This is a genomic window from Saccharothrix variisporea (genome assembly GCF_003634995.1).
Taxonomy (GTDB): Bacteria; Actinomycetota; Actinomycetes; order Mycobacteriales; family Pseudonocardiaceae; genus Actinosynnema; species Actinosynnema variisporeum.
The window spans coordinates 2,200,805-2,219,718 of record NZ_RBXR01000001.1; the positions used below are offsets into that span (position 1 = coordinate 2,200,805).

Below are 18,914 nucleotides of genomic sequence, written 5' to 3' on the forward strand. Positions count from 1 at the left end.
CGCCGACCGCTGGGAGGGGACGGCGGCGAGTGGATGCGGTGGGGATGCGGGGGCGGGCGCGGAGGGGCGGACTCGGCGGGGGCGAATTTGGCGAGGTGGGTGGCGGAGGGGCGGGCGCGGGCGGCGGGGCGGGCGCGGCGGGACGGCGCGGCGGCACGGGCGCGGCGGCACGGGCGCGGCGGGACGGCGGCAGCGCGGCGCGGGGCGGCGGCGGGACGGCGGCAGCGCGGCGCGGGGCGGCGGCGGGGCGTGCGGGGCGGCATGGGCGCGGTGGCGGGGCGGTGACGTTGCGGCGCGGCGAGGCGGCGCGGCGGTGGCGGCGCGGCGGGGCGTGCGAGGCGGCAGGGCGTGCGAGGCGGCAGGGCGGAGCGGGGTGGGGGTGAGCGCGGCGGGGTGGGGTGGGTGGCTGAGGGGTGGGTGGGGGCTGTGGGGTGGGGGTGCCGTCCTGGCCGCTCGTTCCCTATCACGGGACGCCGGACCCCCGGAATGGTTCCCGATCCTGCATGTCACTCGATCGGGTAGATCATCCCCCACTACCAGAGTCGATCTCCCCGACACACCACCTGGGGCCTGTTCACAGATCGACCCACAACATGTAGTGTCCAGCCCGCTGGTGGATCACCGTCCTACCCGGTGACGCAAGAGGGAACCCGGTGCGACTCCGGGACTGCCCCGCAGCGGTGAGCGGGAACGAACGTCGTCAAGGAGCACTGGGTGCCGCGTGTGCCTGGGAAGCGACGGCCAGTAGGTCTGTGGTTGGTGCCCGCGAGTCCGAAAACCTGCCACCCGTGCGCGTGCCGAACCCACTCGGCGCGCGGTTTGGTCCTGCTCACGAGGAGAGAGCCTTGACCGTTGTCGACGCGCGGCCTCTGGAAGCGACGTGGCTGGAAGCGATCCGGCTGGAAGTGCCGCGGTTGGCTGCCGATCTGCCGGACGTGGAGAGCGACCGGGTCCTGCGCCTGGTCGAGTCGGGGGCGACCGCCGACGCCGATCCGCGTGACCTGGCGGTTCGCGCCGCTGCCGCGCTGACCGCGACCGACCCGCAGTACTCCAAGCTCGCCGCACGCCTGCTCACCCTCACGATCGACGAAGAAGTGGGGGAACAGCGGTTCTCGGCGGTCGTGGCGCGGGGGGCCGAGTTGAGGTTGTTGTCCGAGCGGCTGGTGGGCTTTGTCGCCAGGCATGCCGACGAGCTCGACGCGATCATCGATCCCGAGGCCACCGACCGGTTCGAGTACTTCGGGTTGCGCACGGTCTACGACCGCTACCTGTTGCGACACCCCGAGAAGCGCACCGCCATCGAGACGCCGCAGCACTTCTTCCTGCGCGTCGCCTGCGGCCTGTCCGAGACGGTCGAGGAAGCCCGCGAGCTCTACGCCCTCCTCTCCCGCCTCGACTACCTGCCCAGCTCACCCACCCTGTTCAACTCCGGCACCCGCCACCCGCAGCTGTCCTCCTGCTTCCTGCTCGACTCGCCGCGCGACGAGCTGGAGTCGATCTACCACCGCTACTCCGAGGTCGCCCGGCTGTCGAAGTTCTCCGGCGGCATCGGCATCTCGTGGACGCGCGTCCGCTCCCGCGGCTCGCTGATCCGGGGCACCAACGGCCGGTCCAACGGCATCGTGCCCTGGCTGCGCACGCTGGACGCCTCGGTCGCCGCCGTCAACCAGGGCGGCCGGCGCAAGGGCGCGGCCTGCGTCTACCTCGAACCCTGGCACGCCGACGTCGAGGAGTTCCTGGAGCTGCGCGACAACACCGGTGACGAAGCCCAGCGCACGCACAACCTCAACCTGGCGCTCTGGGTGCCCGACGAGTTCATGCGCCGCGTCGAGGCCGACGCCGACTGGTCGCTGTTCGACCCCAAGGACGTCCCGCACCTGACCGACCTCTGGGGCGCGGACTTCGACACCGCCTACAAAACAGCCGAACAGCAGGGCTTGGCCAAGAGGACGGTGCCGGCCCGCGCGCTCTACGGACGGATGATGCGCACGCTGGCCCAGACGGGCAACGGCTGGATGACGTTCAAGGACGCCGCCAACCGCGCGTCCAACCAGACGGCGCTCCCGGGCAACGTCATCCACCTGTCCAACCTGTGCACCGAGATCCTGGAGGTCACCAGCGACGACGAGACCGCCGTCTGCAACCTCGGCTCGGTGAACCTGGCCCGGCACGTCACCGCCGACGGTGTGGACTGGGACCGCCTGCGCGCGACCGTCCGCACGGCGGTGAAGTTCCTGGACCGCACGATCGACCTCACCTACTACCCCACTTCGTCGGCGGGCGGCGGCAACCGGCGGTGGCGGCCGGTGGGGCTGGGCGTGATGGGGTTGGCGGACGTGTTCTTCCAGCGCAAGCTCGCCTTCGACTCCCCCGAGGCGCTGGAGCTGTCCACCCGCATCGCCGAGGAGATCGCGCTGACCGCGTTCGAGACCTCGGCGGAGCTGGCCGAGAAGCACGGTCCGCACCCGGAGTTCGGCGCCACCCGCGCCGCGCGCGGCCAACTGCACCTCGACCACTTCCCCGACGCCACCCCGAGCCAACCCGAGCGCTGGCGACGACTGAAAACCCGGATCGCCCGCCACGGTCTGCGCAACTCGCTGATCGTGGCCATCGCGCCCACCGCCACCATCGCCTCCATCGCGGGCTGCTCGGAGTGCATCGAGCCGGTGGTCTCGACGCTGTTCAAGCGGGAAACCCTGTCCGGCGAGTTCCTGCAGGTCAACCCGTACCTGGTGCGCGACCTCAAGGACCTGGGCCGCTGGGACCAAGCCACCCGCGACGCCATCAAGCAGGCCGACGGCTCGATCCAGGGACTCGACCTGCCCGCGGACCTCAAGGCCCGCTACCGCACCGCGTGGGAACTGCCGCAGAAGGCGCTGATCGACCTGGCCGCCGCCCGCACGCCGTACGTGGACCAGAGCCAGTCGCTCAACCTGTTCTCCGCCGCGCCCACGATCGGCAAGCTGTCCTCGATGTACGCCTACGCCTGGCGCGCGGGCCTCAAGACCACCTACTACCTGCGCTCCCGCCCGGCCACCCGCATCGCCCAAACGACGGTGGCACCCGCGATCGCCTGCTCCCTGGAGAACCCCGAGACCTGCGAGGCCTGCCAGTGACCGCCCTCCTGCTCGACCCCGGCATGGACCTGACCCTGCGCCCGATGCGCTACCCGGACTTCTACGAGCAGTACCGGGCCGCGATCCGCAACACCTGGACGGTGGAGGAGGTGGACCTCGCCGCCGACGTCGCCGACCTGGCCCGCCTGTCCCCCGCCGAGCACCACCTGGTCAAGCGGCTGGTCGCGTTCTTCGCCACCGGCGACTCGATCGTGGCCAACAACCTCGTGCTCAACCTCTACCAGCACGTCAACGCCCCCGAAGCCCGCCTCTACCTGTCCCGGCAGCTGTTCGAGGAGGCCGTGCACGTCCAGTTCTACCTGACCCTGCTGGACACCTACCTGCCCGACCACGACGAGCGCGCGCAAGCGTTCGCGGCCATCGAGCACATCCCGTCCATCCGCGCCAAGGGCGAGTTCTGCTTCAAGTGGATCGACTCGATCAACGGCCTGACCGCGCTGCGCACCCGCGAGGACCGCCGCGCGTTCCTGCTCAACCTCATCTGCTTCGCCGCGTGCATCGAGGGCTTGTTCTTCTACGGGGCCTTCGCCTACGTGTACTGGCTGCGCTCGCGCGGACTGCTGCAAGGCCTGGCCACCGGCACGAACTGGGTGTTCCGGGACGAGTCCATGCACATGAACTTCGCGTTCAGCGTCGTGGACACCGTCCGCGCCGAGGAGCCGGACCTGTTCGACGACGACCTGCGCGCGCAGGTGACCGACATGCTCCGCGAAGCGGTCGAGGCGGAGTTCCGGTTCGCGCAGGACGTGTGCGGCGACGGCCTGGCCGGCATGAACGCGCGCGACATGCGCGAGTACCTGTCCTACGTGGCCGACCAGCGGCTGGTGCGCTTGGGCATGGAACCGGTGTTCGGCGCGACGAACCCGTTCCCGTTCATGGAGTTGCAGGACGTGCAGGAGCTGACCAACTTCTTCGAGCGGCGCGTCTCGGCCTACCAGGTCGCGGTGTCGGGCACGGTCTCGCTGGACGAGGACTTCTGAGCCGACTGCCGGTTGTGCCCCGCGAAGGGGCACAACCGGCAGGCAGTCCACTCAGGACAGTGAGCAGATCGGCACGGGGTTCCAGCCGGTCGGATCGCCGTTGACGATCATCCCGACGGTCGCCGAGCCGGCCGGCGCGACCTGCCCGTTCCACGAAGCGTTGCGGACGGTGAGGTTCAGCCCGGACTGGCTCACCGTGCCGCTCCACACCTGCGCCACGGTCATGCCGGAGTTCAACGCGAACCCGACCGACCAGCCGGACGTGGGCGTCGTGCCCCGGTTGGTGAAGGTGACCTCGACCTGGAACCCGCCCGGCCACTTGTTGACCACCTTGACCACCGCGTCACACGCGACCCCGGGCGAAGTCGTCGTGGTGGTCGTGGTCGTGCTGGTCGGCGAGACCCCACCCAGGGCGTTCACCAGGGCGGGGAACCAGCGATCGGCGATCTTCCGGTCGCCCGACGCGTTCGGGTGCACCCCGTCGCCGGTGTCGGCGGACGTGGAGAACCCGGTCCACTGGTCGACCACGGTCACCGGCGACCGCGCGGTGGACTTCGCCGCCGCCCAGCCGGGGATCGCCGCGTTCAGGTCGACCACCCGCTGCGCGCACTCGGCGCAGTTGGCCGGGTTCATCGGGATGATCTGCGCGACCAGGACCTTCACGTCCGGGTTGTCCGCACGCATCTGGTCGACCAGCTTGCCGAACGCGGCCAGGATGGTCGAAGGCGAGCGGTTGTTCCACACGTCGTTGGTGCCGAAGTGCATCAGCACCACGTGCGGGTGGGTCTGCGCGAGCCAGCCGACGAGCTGGTTCTGGTCGGCCACGTTCGTCGCCAGGTACCCGCCGTGGCCCTCGTTCTCCCCGTCGTAGGGGAACCCGCAGCCCTGCCCCGGCAGCGTGCCCACGAAGTCGATCGCCGTGTGCCCGGCCGCCCGCAGGTCCCGGTCCAGCAACGCCCGCCAGCAGCCCGGCGAGCCGGTGATCGAGTCACCCAGGGCCATGATCCGCACCGGCTCGGCCGGCGCAGCCGAACCAGGCGCGGCCACCACCAACGCCACGACCGCCGCCACCGCGCCCAACAACGCGACCAAGGCACTCCGCACGGCCATCACCCCACCGCACAGGTCGCGCCGTTGAGGGTGAACGCGGTCGGCACGGAGTTCGTGCCGTTCCACGTCCCGATGAACCCGAAGCTCACCGACCCCGCCGGCGGGATGGTCGCCGTGTAGGGGGCGTTGGTCATGGTGACCGCGCTGGACGCCTGCGCAAAAGAAGCGCCCCAGCTCTGCGTGATCGTCTGACCGTTCGCATAGGTCCACTTCAGGTTCCAGCCGTTGATCGCGGCCGAGCCCGTGTTGGTGATCTTCACGTCACCCTGGAACCCACCCTGCCACTGGCCCGCGACCTTGTACGCCACCGAGCACGACCCGCCACCGCCGCCGGGCAAGGTCGTGACGGCCACCGTGCCCGACCTCCCGGACCGGTTGCCGGCGGCGTCGCGCGCGTAGACGGCGAAGGTGTACGAGGTGGCCGCCGACAGCCCGGTCACCGTCACCGAAGTTCCGCTGGAAGAGCCGGCCGGCGACTCCGTCGTCCCGCTGACCCGGACCACGTCGTACCCCGTCACGCCCACGTTGTCGGTCGAGGCGGCCCAGCTCAGGGTCACCGAATCGGCGGTCACGCCGGACGCGGTGGGCGTGCCGGGGACCGACGGCGCCTGGGTGTCGCCGCCGTTGCCGCCGCCGAACACCGTGGCCTCCTTCGAGGTGGCCTTGATGCCGTTGGCGCCGTTGAACGCCCGCCGGCCCCACGCGGACAGGTTGGCGGGGTCCCAGTTGACGGCCAGGTCGAGGTACTCGACGCCGCCGCCGTTGCCCGACCACGACCAGGCCAGGTAGCCGATGCCGCGCTGCTGGGTGGTGGCGAAGATGGTGTCCTCGTCGGGGTTGCCGTCGGAGTGGTTGTCGCCGAACTCGCCGACCACGATCGGCAGGCCGGCGCTGACGAACCGGCCCAGGTAGTCGTTGATCTCCGCGGCCGTGTCGAACACGCCGTACATGTGGATGGAGAACACGACGTTCTTGGCCGGGTCGGCGGCGAACACCGCGGCCGCGTTGTCGCGCATGGTGAACGACCAGTCCTGGCCCCAGTTCGGGGCGTCGACCATGATCGTGTGCTGGAAGCCGGCCGCGCGCAGCCGGGCGATGGCGTCCTTGTTGTCGGCCGCCCAGGTCGCGTAGCCCTGGTTGCCGTAGGGCTCGTTGCCGATGTTGAGCAGGACGTACTGCTCCTGGCCGACCAGCGCGCTCTTGATGCCGATCCAGTAGTCGACGGCCTTGGCCAGGGTCACCGCGCCGCTCTGCTCGCCGTAGCCGGTGGTGTCGTGCACCTCCAGCACGCAGATCAGCTTGTTGGCCTTGCACTGGCTGACGACGTTGGCGACGTCCGCCGCGTCGTTGCGCGTCCACCGGTCGCCGCTGGAGAGCACCACGCGGACGGTGTTCGCGCCCAGCGCCTTGACGTCCTTGAGGGCCTGGGTGGTGCGGCTGGTGTACCAGGTGTGGGCGTGGTTGACGCCGCGCATGACGAACTCGGCGCCGTTGGACTCGTACAGCTTGCCGCCGCTGACGTAGAACCCGGTGGCCGCCGACGCGGGCGGCGCCGCGGTCAGCAGGGAGAGGACCATGGCGGCGATGGCGGCGCCGACCACGGTGAATCGCTTGCGCATGGGTGTTCCTCGCGTAGTTGTCGACACTGACACGGGCGAGCGCAGGGCAGCGCTCCCACACCAAATCAATTAACCGCTTAAGTGTCAACGGCCGACTACCGGAACCACCCCGGACTTCAGCCCACCGGCCCCGTGCTCGCCCTCGGCACCAGCTCGGGATCGGAGGTCTTCACGTGCTCCACCGACTCCCCGCCGATCACGTCGAGCAACAACCGCACCGCCGCCGCACCACGCTCCGCGATCGGCCGCCGCACCGCCGACAACGCCGGCCGCACCAGCCGGCACAACGCCGAGTCGTCCCACGCCACCAACGACAACTGCTCGGGCACCGACAACCCCAGCTCGTGCGCGACCCCCAGCGCCGACACCGCCATCACGTCGTTGTCGAACACCAGCGCCGTGGGCGCATCTCCCCCGGTCAACACCCGGCGCGTCACCCGAGCCGCCGCCTCGTCCGAGTAGTCGGTGTGCACCACCCGCGCTTCACTCAACCCCAGCCGCGCCGCCGCCGTGGTGAAGGCCCGCGACCGAGTCTGTGTGTGCACGAACCGGGTCGGCCCGGCGACCCGCACAATCCTCCGATGCCCCAAGGCGACCAGGTACTCCAACACCTCGGCGACCGCGGCCTCGTCATCGGTCCACACGCACGGCACGTCGTCGACGACCGGCTCCCCCAACACCACCGCCGGCAACCTCAACTCCCGGACCAACTCCACCCGCGGATCGTCCTCCACAAGATCCACGAGCAGTACCCCGTCGACCCGCCGCTCCCCCCACCACCGCCGATAAGCCGCCAGTTCAGCCTGCGCGTTGTCGGTCACCTGCAACAACAACGCCGTCGGCCCACCCGCCAACGCCCCTTGGATGCCCGCGATCAACTGCATGAAGTAGGGCTCGACCCCGATCACCCGCGCCGGCCGGTCCACGACCAGCCCGATCGCGTTCGCCCGACCGTCGCTCAACGACCGCGCCGCGCTGCTGGGCACCCACCCGAGCCGGTCGGCGATGTCCATGATCCGCCGCCGGGTGGGTTCGGACACCCCGGGCCGGTTGTTGAGCGCGTACGACACCGCACCGGTCGACACACCCGCGGCCTTGGCGATGTCCGAGATGGTCGGACGCTTAGCTCCCACCCGTGCCTCCTTGCCAGGGTGATCGCCGAGTCTAGACCGGCGCCCACCCCCGGTGCTGCACTAGTGTGGTTAAGCGCTTAACCACGATCCCCGAGGTGGCCCGATGCCCTGGTTCGACCTCCCGGAAGCCGACCTGGCGACCTACCGCACCACGACCGAGGAGCCCGAGGCCCTCGACACGTGGTGGCAATCCCGCCTGACCGAAGCCCGAACCGCAGCCGAACCCCCAACCGTCACGCCGTACGGCACGGACACCTACGGCCCCCTCAGGATCTGGGACGTCGAGTTCTCCGGCGCCAACGGCGACCGCATCCGAGCCTGGTACCTGCGCCCGCCGACCACCGACGACCTCCCGACCGTGGTCACCTACATCGGCTACGGCGGCGGCCGTTCCGTCCCCGCGGACCACACCCTGCTCCCGTCGGCCGGCTACGCGGTCTTCGTCATGGACACCCGAGGCCAAGGCGGCCGCTGGGCCACCGGCCAGACACCGGACCGCGCCGATGCCGGCCCGGAGTTCCCCGGCGTCATGACCCGAGGCATCACCAGCCCGGAGACCTACTACTACACCCGCCTGATGACCGACGCCGCCCTGGCCGTAGAAGCAGCCGCCTCCCTGGACGGCGTGGACCCCACCCGACTCGCCGTCTCCGGCGCCAGCCAGGGCGGCGGCCTGGCGTTGGCCGCAGCCGCCCTCACCACCGACGCGGTACGGGTCTGCCACGCCGATGTGCCGTTCCTGTGCGACTTCCAACGAGCCATCACCCTCACAGCCGCCGAGCCCTACGCAGAGATCTCGGCCTTCCTGGCCCACCAAACGAACCTCATCCCCCAGGCGCTCGACACCCTGCGCTACGTAGACGCGGCCCTGCTGTCCCGCCGCATCACCGCAACATCACTACTCAGCGTCGGCCTGATGGACGAGGTCTGCCCACCCTCGACGGTCTACGCGGCCTACAACGAGATCAAGGCCCCGAAGTCCATCGAGGTCTTCCCGTTCAGCGGCCACCAAACCCCGCGCAACCACGAGGAAACCAAGCTCCGCCACCTGCACGAGCACCTCTAAACCGGAGGCGCGTGAAGCGCGCACACAGCCGCCGCTTCGTTTCATCCCCGTATGGCCTGCCCGAAGGGCTACCACACTTTTGGTCGGGTGCAGCCGACTTTTTTGTGAGGAACGAGCAAAAAAGTTAGCGGCACCCGGCCAAAAGTGTGGTTGGCTCCGCCAGGCCATACGGGGATGAAACGAAGCCCACCCACCCAAGCCGAGCCCGACCGCCCTTCATCCTTGGCGGCCTGCCCGCCGGCGAGGCGCTTTTCGCTCTTCGCTCTTGCCCTTCGCTCTACTCTTCACGCTTCTTCCCCCCAGCCCCACAACACAAACGGGCCGTGAGGGGGCCACCGCCATAGCCCCCTCACGGCCCTACCCGGTCAGCGGACGCTTCGGCTCTCCGGTGGCCCCAGGTAACTGGGGCGGAGCCCGCCGGTGTCCACGACCAGCTTCTGCACCACCACGGTCGGGTCCACCACCCAGAACTTCAGGGTGTGCACCCCCGCCGCCAACTCGTGGCGCGTGGCGGTTCGGTTCACGTTGTCTGACGTGTTGCGCTCCCACTGCTTGTTCATGGTCGTGTCGTTGGCGCCGGTCGCCGCCGTGATGTCCACGACCTGCGGCGCCTGGTCGTCGAACGACACCCCGTACCGCAGCCCCGGCCCGCTCAGCACCGGGTTGCGCGGCGACAGGTAGGCCCACACCGTCACCGGACCACTCGCCTTGACCGTCAGCTCGTACTCCAGGCGCGGCCCGTCCGGCGCACGGCTCGGCGCGGTCACCGGGAACGGCTTCACCGCGTCGCCGGTCCGCCCGAGGTCAGGGATCACCTGCCACCGCACACCGTCCCCGCCGACCATCCGCGAAGCGTGCGAGGCCTCCATCGACACGTACCCGTTGGCCTCGACAAAACCACGCCCACGCAACGGCGTGTTGTCCACGACCACGTCCACCCGAACGCTTCGACCAGCCCCCGTCACCACCACCGGCGACGTGGTCTTCCCCGCCGGCACCCGCGACCAGTCGACCCCCACCGACAACCGGACCTGGTCGTCGACCGTCCCCGACGGCCGGTCCACGACCACCCACGGCGGCGCCGACACCGAGTACGAGAACGGCACCGACCCCCGGTTGAAGACATCCACGTACTGCCCGGGCTGCGACTGCCACCGACTGAACTCCGGCAACACCGCCGTCCCGGAACCGAACCACTGGTCCGACCCGTCGACGGCCACGCCCATCTCGGCCACCGCCGGCAACGACACCCTCTTCACCGCCGGAAAGACCTCGTCCGGCAGGGCTTCGTTGTTCGACTCCGGCTGCTGCCAGGGCGCGTTGGGACCGTACCGGGCGACGTCGCCGTACCCGATCTTGGGCTGGGTCTGGAACCCCTGCCACTTCCCGCCGGCCAGGACGTTGTTGTAGTAGTCCGACATCGCCTGGTCTTCGGCGAACCGCGCCTCGGTCTCGGCCGCCAACGCATTCGCCGACGCCCGCCCCTGCGCCACGTACAGCAGGTTGGTGAACTCCGCCAACCGCAACGCGTACAGGTTCGCCGACGCCTTCACCGGGTAGTACACCAACTGGTAGTACGCGTCCTGCTGCCACGCCGGCAACGACCGCCGAATCCGCTCGGCCCGCTCCGCCAGCTCCTGCCACTCGGCGGTGACCCGCTCGATCTCCCGGTAGTCCGTCAGGCTGAACGGCGTGGCTTGGTCGTCATACGAAACCACGGTCCCCTCGCCGCTGATCTTGCGGTTCAGCAGCTCCGGCTTCCGGTCCGACTGCAACTTCGAGTAGTCCCGCAGCACCGACGCGATCCCGGCCGCCCGCGCCACGCCGAAGTTCTGCGCCGCGTACCGCCGTTCCCACTCGCCCAGCTTCTCCAGCGGCCACCGCTTCGGGTTCCAGGCGTAGTCGAGGAAGAACTGCAACGGCAGCTCGTTGTTCTTCATGTCGCCGACGTTCACGACCCACAGCCGGTCGACCCCGTACGCGTAGGCCTGGTCGAGCTGTTCCCACACGTTCGGCAGCAGGTTGGTGTCCACCCACTTGTAGTTCCGGCCGCCGCCCACGTAGTCGAAGTGGTAGTACAGCCCGTAACCACCGGCCCGCCGCGGCAAGTCCCGCGCCGGCAGCTTGCGCATGTTGCCCCAGTTGTCGTCCGCGAAGACGACCGTCACGTCGTCCGGCGGGCGCAACCCCTGGTCCCAGTACCGCTGGACCTCCTTGTAGAGGGTCTGCACCTGCGGCACGTTCAGCATGCCCTCGCGCTTCAGGATCTCCCGCTGCGAAGCCAGGATCTCCTGCATCAGCTCGATGCCGTCGCCGTCCGGCAGGCCCACGTCACCGTTGCCGCGCATGCCGAGGGTCACCACGCCCTCGAAGTCCTGCTCCTTCATCCGCCGCACGCCGTCGGTCCAGTACTGCTCGATGGCCGACCGGTTGCGCCGGAAGCTCCAGTCCCCGTTGCCCCCGTACGGATCGCCGACACCCGACCGCGCGTGCCGGTTCCACTCCTCGATGCCGCGCATCATCGGGGCCTCGTGCGAGGTGCCCATGACGACGCCGTACTCCTTGGCCGTCCGGTGGTTGAGCGGGTCGTCCTCGGCGAACGCCCGCCCCCACACCGCCGGCCACAGGTAGTTGGCCTTGAGCCGCAGCATGGTCTCGAAGACCTTGGCGTAGAAGAGGTGGTTGAACCCATTGGGGAACCCAGGCGCCGACCCACCGCCGAAGAACTTCGGCGCCCACCGCCCCAGCTGCGGGTTCTCGTCGTTGATGAAGAACCCGCGGTACTTCACCGCCGGTGTGCCCTGGCTGTGCCGGCCGGGCAGGACGTGCAGCTCGGTGCGCTTCCGCGGCTGGACGTCGTCCCAGAAGTACCAGGGCGACACCCCGATCTCGCGGGACACGTCGTAGGCCCCGTAGATGGTGCCGCGCTGGTCGGACCCGGCGATGACCAGCGCCCGCCGTACCCCTGGCAGCGGGTTCTGGACGACCTGCTGGACCGACGTCTCCCACTTGCCGACCAGGTCCGACACGTCGAGCTTGCCCCGCCGCACCAGATCGTCGACCAAGGGGCTGCGTCCGACCGTACCCACGATCACAGCCCCGTCGACGACGGTCCCGCCAACCGAAGGCTCAACACCCGTCACGCGCGAGAGATCGTCCCGCAGATCCCCCACGACCCGCACCACACCGGGGAAGTCCTCGGCGCTGACCACCAGCGGCGCGACCCGACCCCGGGAAGCCAACGGGAACCGCCCCGGCCCGCCCACGTCGACCACGTACCCCTCGACGTGCGACTGGGCGGCCGGCTCAGCGGACGCCGTGGGCACCACCGGCGCCAACAACGCCAACGGCAGCAACACCGACAGGACCCTCACACGGCGCTCCCCAGCGCCGAAACCTCGACCGGGGTCACCAGCACGCGGTCGTGCCCCACGACCCGGGCCTCCCCGGTGAGCTCGACGGAGTGCTCCCACTTGATGTCCTCGCTGGACGTGCCGACCAGCAGCCGCAGCTCACCCGGCTCGACCACCCGCCGGAGGTCCCGCCCGGTGAAGGAGGTGCGGTCGGCGTGCACCCGGAACGACACCCGAGCCGACGCACCCGCCGCCAGCTCCACCCGCGCGAACCCGACCAGCTGCCGCACGGGCCGCGTCACGCTCGCCACCGGGTCGCTCAAGTACAGCTGCACCACCTCGGCCCCGTCCCGCGCCCCGGTGTTGCGCACGACCGCCGACACCTCGATCTCCCCGTCGGACGCCCACGAGTCCCCGGCCGAGAACTCCGACAGCTCGAACGACGTGTAGGACAGCCCGTGCCCGAAGGCGTACAGCGGCGACGGGTCCACCGAGCTGATGCCGCCCGGCCCGCCCAGGATCGGCCGCAGGTAGGTGGTCGGCTGCCCGCCGACCCCGCGCGGCACGCTCACCGGCAGCTTCCCGGACGGGTTCACGCGACCGCTCAACACGCCCGCGACCGCCCCCGCGCCTTCCTCGCCGGGGAAGAACGCCTGCACCACCGCGGCCGGCGAGTACCCGCCGAGCGCGTACGGCCGCCCGGCCAGCAGCACCAGCACGACCGGCTTCCCGGTCGCCAGCAGCGCCTCCAGCAGCTCGCCCTGGACACCCGGCAGGGACAGGTCCTCGGCGTCGCACCCCTCGCCCGACGTCCCCCGCCCGAACAGCCCGGCCAGGTCACCCAGCACGGCCACCACCACGTCCGCCCCGGACGCGGTCTCCACCGCCGCCGCGATCCCGGACCGGTCGTCGCCGGAGACCTCGCAGCCCTTCGCGGTCACCACGTCCGCGCCCGGGAACTCCGCCCGGAACGCCTCGAGGAAGGTCGCGATCTCGATGCCCAGCGCCACCTCGGGGTGCTGCACCCCGACGTGGTTCGGGAAGGCGTAGCAGCCCATCAGGGACAGCACGTCGTCCGCGCACGGTCCCACCACCGCGACGCTCGACGCGTTGAGCGGCAGCACCCCGCCGGAGTTGTCCAGCAGCACCACGGACTTCTCGGCCATGTCCCGCGCCAGCTCGCGCAACGCCGGCGGGTCCAGCTCGACGGGCTCGCCGCGCACCACGGCCGGCGAGTCCGGGGTCCAGTCCGGGTCGAGCAGCCCCAGCTCGACCTTCTGGGTCAGCACCCGGGTCACCGCGCGGTCCACGAAGGCCTCCGCCACCGCGCCCGACCGGACCATGTCCGCCAGCGGGTGCCCGTAGCAGCGCACCGAGGGCAGCTCGACGTCCACGCCGGCGGCCAGCGCCAGCGCGGCGGCCTCGCCGGGCGACCCCGCGACGCCGTGCGCGGTCTCCAGGAACGACACGCCGAAGTAGTCCGCGACCACGACCCCGGTGAAGCCCCACTCCTCGCGCAGCAACCCCGTCAACAGGGAAGTGTCCGACGCCGGCGGCACCCCGTCCACCTCGGCGTAGGAGTGCATGACCGACCGGGCCCCGCCCTCGCGCAACGCCATCTCGAACGGCGGCAGCACCACGTCGGCGAACTCGCGCCGCCCCATGTGCACGGGGGCGTGGTTGCGCCCGGCGCGCGAGGCCGAGTACCCGGCGAAGTGCTTGAGCGTGGCCACGATCCCGGTCGACTCGAGCCCGCGCGTGTAGGCCGCGCCCAGCAGCCCGACGAGGTACGGGTCCTCGCCGATGGTCTCCTCGGTCCGGCCCCACCGCGGGTCGCGGGTCACGTCCAGCACGGGAGCGAGCCCTTGGTGCACGCCGACGTCCCGCATGGACAGCCCGACCTCGCGGGCCATCCGCTCCACCAGCGTCGGGTCGAACGACGCGCCCCACGCCAGCGGCGTCGGGAACACCGTCGCCCGCCACGCCGTGAACCCCGACAGGCACTCCTCGTGCGCCATCGCGGGGATGCCGAACCGGTTGTTGGCCACCAGCTTGCGCTGCGTCTCGGCCAGCACCCGCGCGCCCACCAGCGGGTCCACCGGCCGGGTGCCGAACACGCGGGTCAGCTGGCCCAGGCCGGGCTTGGTCAGCTCGTCCCACGGCGGCAGCGGCTCGGCGAACTCGTGCTGCGCCGGCGCGACCTCCTCGTCGTCCTCGGTGACACCCACCCACACGCCCACCAACTGGGCCAGCTTCTCCTCCAGGGTCATCTCGGCCAGCAGCGCGGCGACGCGCTCGCCGACCGGTCGGCCCGGGTCGGCCCAGGTGTTCACGTGCACGGAGGCTCCTTCGTTGACGATCGGACGACGAGTTCGGTGGCCAGCTCCACCCGCTCGGTCTCCACCGGGCGGCCCGCGATCAGGTCCGCCAACATCCGCCCCGCGTGCCGGCCCATCTCGGTGAGCGGCTGGCGGACGGTGGTCAGGGCGGGCGACGACCACACCGCGACGGGTAAGTCGTCGAACCCCACGACGCTGAGGTCGTTCGGCACGGACAGGCCCGCCACGCGGGCGGCCTCGATCACGCCCAGCGCCTGCTCGTCGTTGCCCGCGAACACGGCCGTGGGCCGGTCCGGCAGGCGCAGCAGCTCCGTGGCGCACCGGAAGCCGCCCTCGTGCTTGAAGTCGCCGTGGCGCACCAGGCCCGGGTCGAACGGCAGGCCGGCGCGGTCCAGCGCGGCCCGGTAGCCGTCCACCCGGGCGCGGCTGCACAGCATCCCGGCCGGTCCGCCGATGACGGCGACCCGCTGGTGGCCCAGCCGGATCAGGTGCTCGGTCGCGGCCAGGCCGCCCGCCCAGTTGGTCGCGCCGACGCTGGGCACGTCCGGGTTGGGCAGGTCGACCGGGTCGATGACGACGACCGGGATGCGCGAGCCCGCGAGCACCCGCCGGTCCGCGGCCGTGAGCTGGGAGGTCACCAGCAGCGCGCCGGCGCGCTTGGCGTCGACCAGGGACGCCGCCCAGGAGGAGTGGCCGCGCTGACCGGCCGCGGAGGAGACGACCACGTGCAGCCCGCTGTCCACGACCCCGCGGATGATCTCCACCGCCCACGGGCTGTCCAGCGCGGTGAACACCAGGTCCACCAGCAGCTGCCCGGAGGCCCTGCGCGCGCCCACCGGCACGTAGTCGTATTCGGCCAGCAGCCGCCGCACGCGGGCCCTGGTCTCGGGGCCGACGTCGTCCTTGCCGTTGAGGACTTTGGACACCGTCGGGAGCGACACTCCGGCTGCGGCGGCGATCGTGGCCAATGTGGCTCGTCGCATGCCGCCGATAGTATCGAAACCAGATCGAAACTCAATAGGGTTGACCCGACCAGCGGAAACCTGCGGAAACGTCTCATTTCGACACCCCGCAGTGACCCTTGACACGCGGTGTTCACCTGCCTAGGGTTCCCGCAAGTCGTGGATGTTTCGAAACTTTTCGACGCCGCGAACAATCCGCAGCGTGGCAGAAGGGTGGCGGTCGCATGTCCCGCCGATCATGGATGCGAACCCTGGTTTCCGCAGGGCTCGTCGCCGTGGCAGCAGTGGTGTCCGCGTGTGGCACGGCCGGTCCGGCCGAGCCGGGCGCGGGTGGGGTGAAGGTGTGGGCGCTCCAGGACCCCGTCCTCAACCCGATCGAGCAGAAGTCGATCGACTTCTTCAAGTCCGGCGGCGGCAACGCGTCGCTGGAGACGTTCGGCAACGACCCGTACAAGCAGAAGCTGCGGGTCGCGATCGGCTCGCCGAACGCGCCGGACGTGTTCTTCAACTGGGGCGGCGGCAACCTCAAGGAGTACGTCGACGCCGGCAAGATCGCCGACCTGACCCCGGTGCTCGACCAGAACAGCGCGCTCAAGAGCGCGTTCCTGCCCAGCGTGCTGGACGGCGCGAAGATCGACGGCAAGTACTACGGCATCCCGATGCGCGGCATGCAGCCCGTGCTGCTGTTCTTCAACAAGGAGGTGTTCGCCGCCGCCGGCGCGCAGCCGCCGAAGACGTGGGACGACCTGCTCGCGCTGGTGGACACCTTCAAGGCCAAGGGCATCCAGCCGATCTCGCTGGCCGGCTCTCAGGCCTGGACCGAGCTGATGTGGATCGAGTACATCCTGGACCGCATCGGCGGCCCCGAGGTGTTCCGCAACATCCGCGACGGCAAGGGCCAGGGCTGGAAGGACCCGGCCGTGACCGAGGCGCTGACCAAGCTCAAGGAGCTCATCGACCGGGGCGGCTTCGGCACCAACTTCGCCTCCGTCGGCTACGACGTGGGTGGCGCCTCGACGATCCTGGCGCAGGGCAAGGCCGCCATGCACCTCATGGGCTCGTGGGAGTACGTCAACCAGCTCGGCCAGAGCCCCGACTTCGTCAAGAAGGGGTCCCTCGGCTGGGTGGCGTTCCCGTCCATCCCGGGCGGCAAGGGCGATCCTGGCAACGTGGTCGGCAACGCGAGCAACTACTACTCGGTGACCTCGGGCTCCTCCCAGGTCGAGGCGGCGAAGAAGTTCGTCTCCACCGCGCTGCACGAGGACTCCTACGTGCAGGCGCTGATCGACGCCGGTGACGTGCCGGCCGTGGTCGGCGTGGAGAGCAAGCTGGCCAAGGCCGCCAACTCCGAGTACACGACGTGGATCTACGGCCAGGTCAAGGAGGCCAAGAGCTTCCAGCTGTCCTGGGACCAGGACCTGCCCGCCGAGAAGGCGACGGCCATGCTGACCCAGCTGCAGGAGTTCTTCCTGGGCAAGGTCTCCCCGCAGCAGTTCGTCGACGCGGTGGCCGCGCGCTGATGCGTTCACAGCGACCGTCCGGCTGGTACGCCGTCCCCGCCTACGGGTTCTTCGCGCTGTTCGCGGTGCTGCCCATGGTGCTGGTGGTGTACTTGAGCTTCACGTCGTGGCAGGGACTGGGCACCCCGGTGCCCAACGGGACCGCCAACTGGTCCCGCCTGATCGCCGACGGGGAAGCCCACGCCGCCGTGGGGCGGACCGTGCTGCTCATGGTCGTGTCCTGGCTGTTCCAGACCCCGATCGCACTGCTGATCGGGGTCTGGGCGGCCGGGCCGCAGCGGTCCCGCGCGGTGCTGAGCTCGATCTTCTTCCTGCCCCTGCTGCTGTCCACGGCGGCCATCGCGCTGCTGTGGCAGGCGCTGCTGGACCCGAACTTCGGCATCGCCGCGGGTGGGATGCAGTTCCTGGGCGACCCCGACATCGCGATCTACACCGTGGTGTTCGTGATCTCCTGGCAGTACATCCCGTTCCACACGCTGATGTACCAGGGCGCGGCGCGGGCCATCCCGGCGTCGCTGTACGAGGCGGCCACCATCGACGGGGCGTCGCGCGTGAGCAAGTTCCTGCACATCACGCTGCCGCAGCTGCGGTACACGCTGGTGACCTCGTCGGTGCTGATGCTCGTCGGGTCGCTGACGACGTTCGACACCGTGCTCATCCTCACCGGCGGTGGGCCGGGCACGGCCACGCGGATCCTGCCGCTGCACATGTACATCACCGGCTTCAGCGGGTTCGAGATGGGTTACGCCAGCTCGATCGCCGTGGTGCTGGTGGTGCTCGGGACCGCGCTGTCGGTCGCGGTCATGCGGTGGAGCGGGTTCCGCGCGATGAGCAGCCAGCAGGAGGGCTCGTGAAGTCACGTCCGAACTGGCCCGCCGGGCTCTTCGCCCTGGTGTGGCTGGCGATCGTCGTCGGACCGCTGTACTACGTGGTGACCGCGAGCCTGCGCACCCGGCAGGAGTACCTGGGTTCGCACCCGCTGGAGTTCCCGGCCAACCCCACGCTGGACAACTACGTCACCGTGCTGGACGGCGGCTTCGGCAAGTACCTGGTGAACAACATCGTGGTGACGGTCGCGACCGTGGCGATCGTGCTGCTGGTCGGCGTGCCGTGCGCGTACGCGGTGGTGCGCGGCACCGGGCGGTTCGTGCAGCGCGGGTTCACCCTGCTGCTGATGGGCCTGGCGATCCCCGCGCAGGCCACGATCATCCCGGTGTACCTGCTCATCACCCGCATGCACCTGTACGACAGCCTGACGGCGATCATCCTGCCGACGGCGGCGTTCGCGCTGCCCGTGGCGACGCTGGTGCTGACCAACAGCCTGCGCGACGTGCCGTCCGAGCTGTACGAGGCGCAGGCGATCGACGGGGCGGGGCCGTTCCGGGTGCTGGTGAGCCTGGTGCTGCCGCTGGCCCGACCCGCGATCATGACCGTGGTCGTGTACACGGCGCTCAACGCGTGGAACGGCTTCCTGTTCCCGCTGGTGCTCACGCAGTCCGAGTCCAGCCGGGTGCTGACCCTGGGCCTGTGGAACTTCCAGGGCCAGTTCGGCACCAACGTGCCGGCCCTGATGGCGGCCGTGCTGCTGTCGGTGCTGCCGATCTTCGCGGTGTACCTGTTCGCGCGGCGGTTCCTGCTCAGCGGCCTGACTGCCGGATTCGGGAAGTGAGCACCGGTCGCGGTCGGTGAGTACCG

The 18,914-nt window shown here is 70.3% G+C and carries 13 protein-coding genes and 1 riboswitch; of the genes, 7 read left to right on the forward strand and 6 right to left on the reverse strand.

Annotation, left to right across the window (positions count from 1 at the left end; genetic code table 11):
* Positions 1-87 precede the first annotated feature (87 nt).
* The 3 genes from DFJ66_RS42105 to DFJ66_RS09535 all read left to right on the forward strand — a co-directional run bounded on the left by DFJ66_RS42105 (position 88) and on the right by DFJ66_RS09535 (position 4,117).
* A complete protein-coding gene (locus DFJ66_RS42105) occupies positions 88-285 on the forward strand; it encodes a hypothetical protein (RefSeq protein ID WP_147459197.1) in 198 nt (65 codons plus the stop codon).
* Between the two features lie 312 nt (positions 286-597).
* Positions 598-801, forward strand: a riboswitch (cobalamin riboswitch).
* Positions 802-845: 44 nt separating this feature from the next.
* Positions 846-3,116: a ribonucleoside-diphosphate reductase subunit alpha gene (locus DFJ66_RS09530; protein WP_121219941.1), complete on the forward strand. Its 2,271-nt coding sequence runs from the start codon at positions 846-848 to the stop codon at positions 3,114-3,116.
* Complete coding sequence (locus DFJ66_RS09535) at positions 3,113-4,117, forward strand: ribonucleotide-diphosphate reductase subunit beta (protein ID WP_246029661.1); 1,005 nt, start codon at positions 3,113-3,115, stop codon at positions 4,115-4,117. The genes DFJ66_RS09530 and DFJ66_RS09535 overlap by 4 nt, the downstream gene beginning before the upstream one ends.
* Positions 4,118-4,168: 51 nt before the next feature.
* Here the strand turns inward: DFJ66_RS09535 and DFJ66_RS09540 are convergent, their stop codons facing one another.
* From DFJ66_RS09540 to DFJ66_RS09550, 3 genes are all read right to left on the reverse strand, one after another.
* A complete protein-coding gene (locus DFJ66_RS09540) occupies positions 4,169-5,227 on the reverse strand; it encodes a cellulose binding domain-containing protein (RefSeq protein WP_121219943.1) in 1,059 nt (352 codons plus the stop codon).
* Positions 5,227-6,846, reverse strand: a complete 1,620-nt coding sequence (locus tag DFJ66_RS09545) for a cellulase family glycosylhydrolase (protein ID WP_121219945.1) — start codon at positions 6,844-6,846, stop codon at positions 5,227-5,229. Before DFJ66_RS09545 ends, DFJ66_RS09540 begins: the two co-directional genes overlap by 1 nt.
* Before the next feature lie 116 nt (positions 6,847-6,962).
* Positions 6,963-7,979, reverse strand: coding sequence for a LacI family DNA-binding transcriptional regulator (locus DFJ66_RS09550; protein WP_121219947.1), 1,017 nt, complete (start codon positions 7,977-7,979; stop codon positions 6,963-6,965).
* 103 nt (positions 7,980-8,082) lie between these two features.
* Here DFJ66_RS09550 and DFJ66_RS09555 point away from each other — a divergent pair, with 103 nt between their 5' ends.
* Positions 8,083-9,045 (forward strand): acetylxylan esterase, encoded by a 963-nt coding sequence (locus DFJ66_RS09555; RefSeq protein WP_121219949.1) that lies wholly within the window; start codon positions 8,083-8,085, stop codon positions 9,043-9,045.
* 365 nt (positions 9,046-9,410) lie between these two features.
* On the opposite strand, the gene DFJ66_RS09560 is transcribed toward DFJ66_RS09555, so the two are convergent.
* From DFJ66_RS09560 to DFJ66_RS09570, 3 genes are read right to left on the reverse strand one after another with little or no spacing between them, the layout of a single operon-like run.
* Positions 9,411-12,419: a glycosyl hydrolase 115 family protein gene (locus DFJ66_RS09560; protein ID WP_246029662.1), complete on the reverse strand. Its 3,009-nt coding sequence runs from the start codon at positions 12,417-12,419 to the stop codon at positions 9,411-9,413.
* Positions 12,416-14,737 (reverse strand): beta-xylosidase/alpha-l-arabinosidase, encoded by a 2,322-nt coding sequence (locus DFJ66_RS09565; RefSeq protein WP_246029663.1) that lies wholly within the window; start codon positions 14,735-14,737, stop codon positions 12,416-12,418. The genes DFJ66_RS09560 and DFJ66_RS09565 overlap by 4 nt, the downstream gene beginning before the upstream one ends.
* Positions 14,728-15,720, reverse strand: coding sequence for a LacI family DNA-binding transcriptional regulator (locus DFJ66_RS09570; protein WP_121219951.1), 993 nt, complete (start codon positions 15,718-15,720; stop codon positions 14,728-14,730). The genes DFJ66_RS09565 and DFJ66_RS09570 overlap by 10 nt, the downstream gene beginning before the upstream one ends.
* A 221-nt stretch (positions 15,721-15,941) precedes the next feature.
* Here DFJ66_RS09570 and DFJ66_RS09575 point away from each other — a divergent pair, with 221 nt between their 5' ends.
* The 3 genes from DFJ66_RS09575 to DFJ66_RS09585 are packed head-to-tail and all read left to right on the forward strand — an operon-like array spanning position 15,942 to position 18,888.
* On the forward strand, positions 15,942-17,219 hold the full coding sequence (locus DFJ66_RS09575; RefSeq protein ID WP_121219953.1) for an extracellular solute-binding protein: 1,278 nt from the start codon (positions 15,942-15,944) through the stop codon (positions 17,217-17,219).
* Entirely contained in the window at positions 17,219-18,073 is an 855-nt protein-coding gene (locus tag DFJ66_RS09580) for a carbohydrate ABC transporter permease (RefSeq protein WP_121230929.1), read from the forward strand. Before DFJ66_RS09575 ends, DFJ66_RS09580 begins: the two co-directional genes overlap by 1 nt.
* Positions 18,070-18,888: a carbohydrate ABC transporter permease gene (locus tag DFJ66_RS09585; RefSeq protein WP_211351051.1), complete on the forward strand. Its 819-nt coding sequence runs from the start codon at positions 18,070-18,072 to the stop codon at positions 18,886-18,888. The genes DFJ66_RS09580 and DFJ66_RS09585 overlap by 4 nt, the downstream gene beginning before the upstream one ends.
* Positions 18,889-18,914: the final 26 nt, after the last annotated feature.

Bases quoted from the DNA above. Each gene is read 5' to 3' on its own strand.
- DFJ66_RS09540 (WP_121219943.1), bottom strand. From the start codon at position 5,227: ATGGCCGTGCGGAGTGCCTTGGTCGCGTTGTTGGGCGCGGTGGCGGCG.
- DFJ66_RS09575 (WP_121219953.1), top strand. From the start codon at position 15,942: ATGCGAACCCTGGTTTCCGCAGGGCTCGTCGCCGTGGCAGCAGTGGTG.
- DFJ66_RS09570 (WP_121219951.1), bottom strand. From the start codon at position 15,720: ATGCGACGAGCCACATTGGCCACGATCGCCGCCGCAGCCGGAGTGTCG.
- DFJ66_RS09545 (WP_121219945.1), bottom strand. From the start codon at position 6,846: ATGCGCAAGCGATTCACCGTGGTCGGCGCCGCCATCGCCGCCATGGTC.
- DFJ66_RS09555 (WP_121219949.1), top strand. From the start codon at position 8,083: ATGCCCTGGTTCGACCTCCCGGAAGCCGACCTGGCGACCTACCGCACC.
- DFJ66_RS09580 (WP_121230929.1), top strand. From the start codon at position 17,219: ATGCGTTCACAGCGACCGTCCGGCTGGTACGCCGTCCCCGCCTACGGG.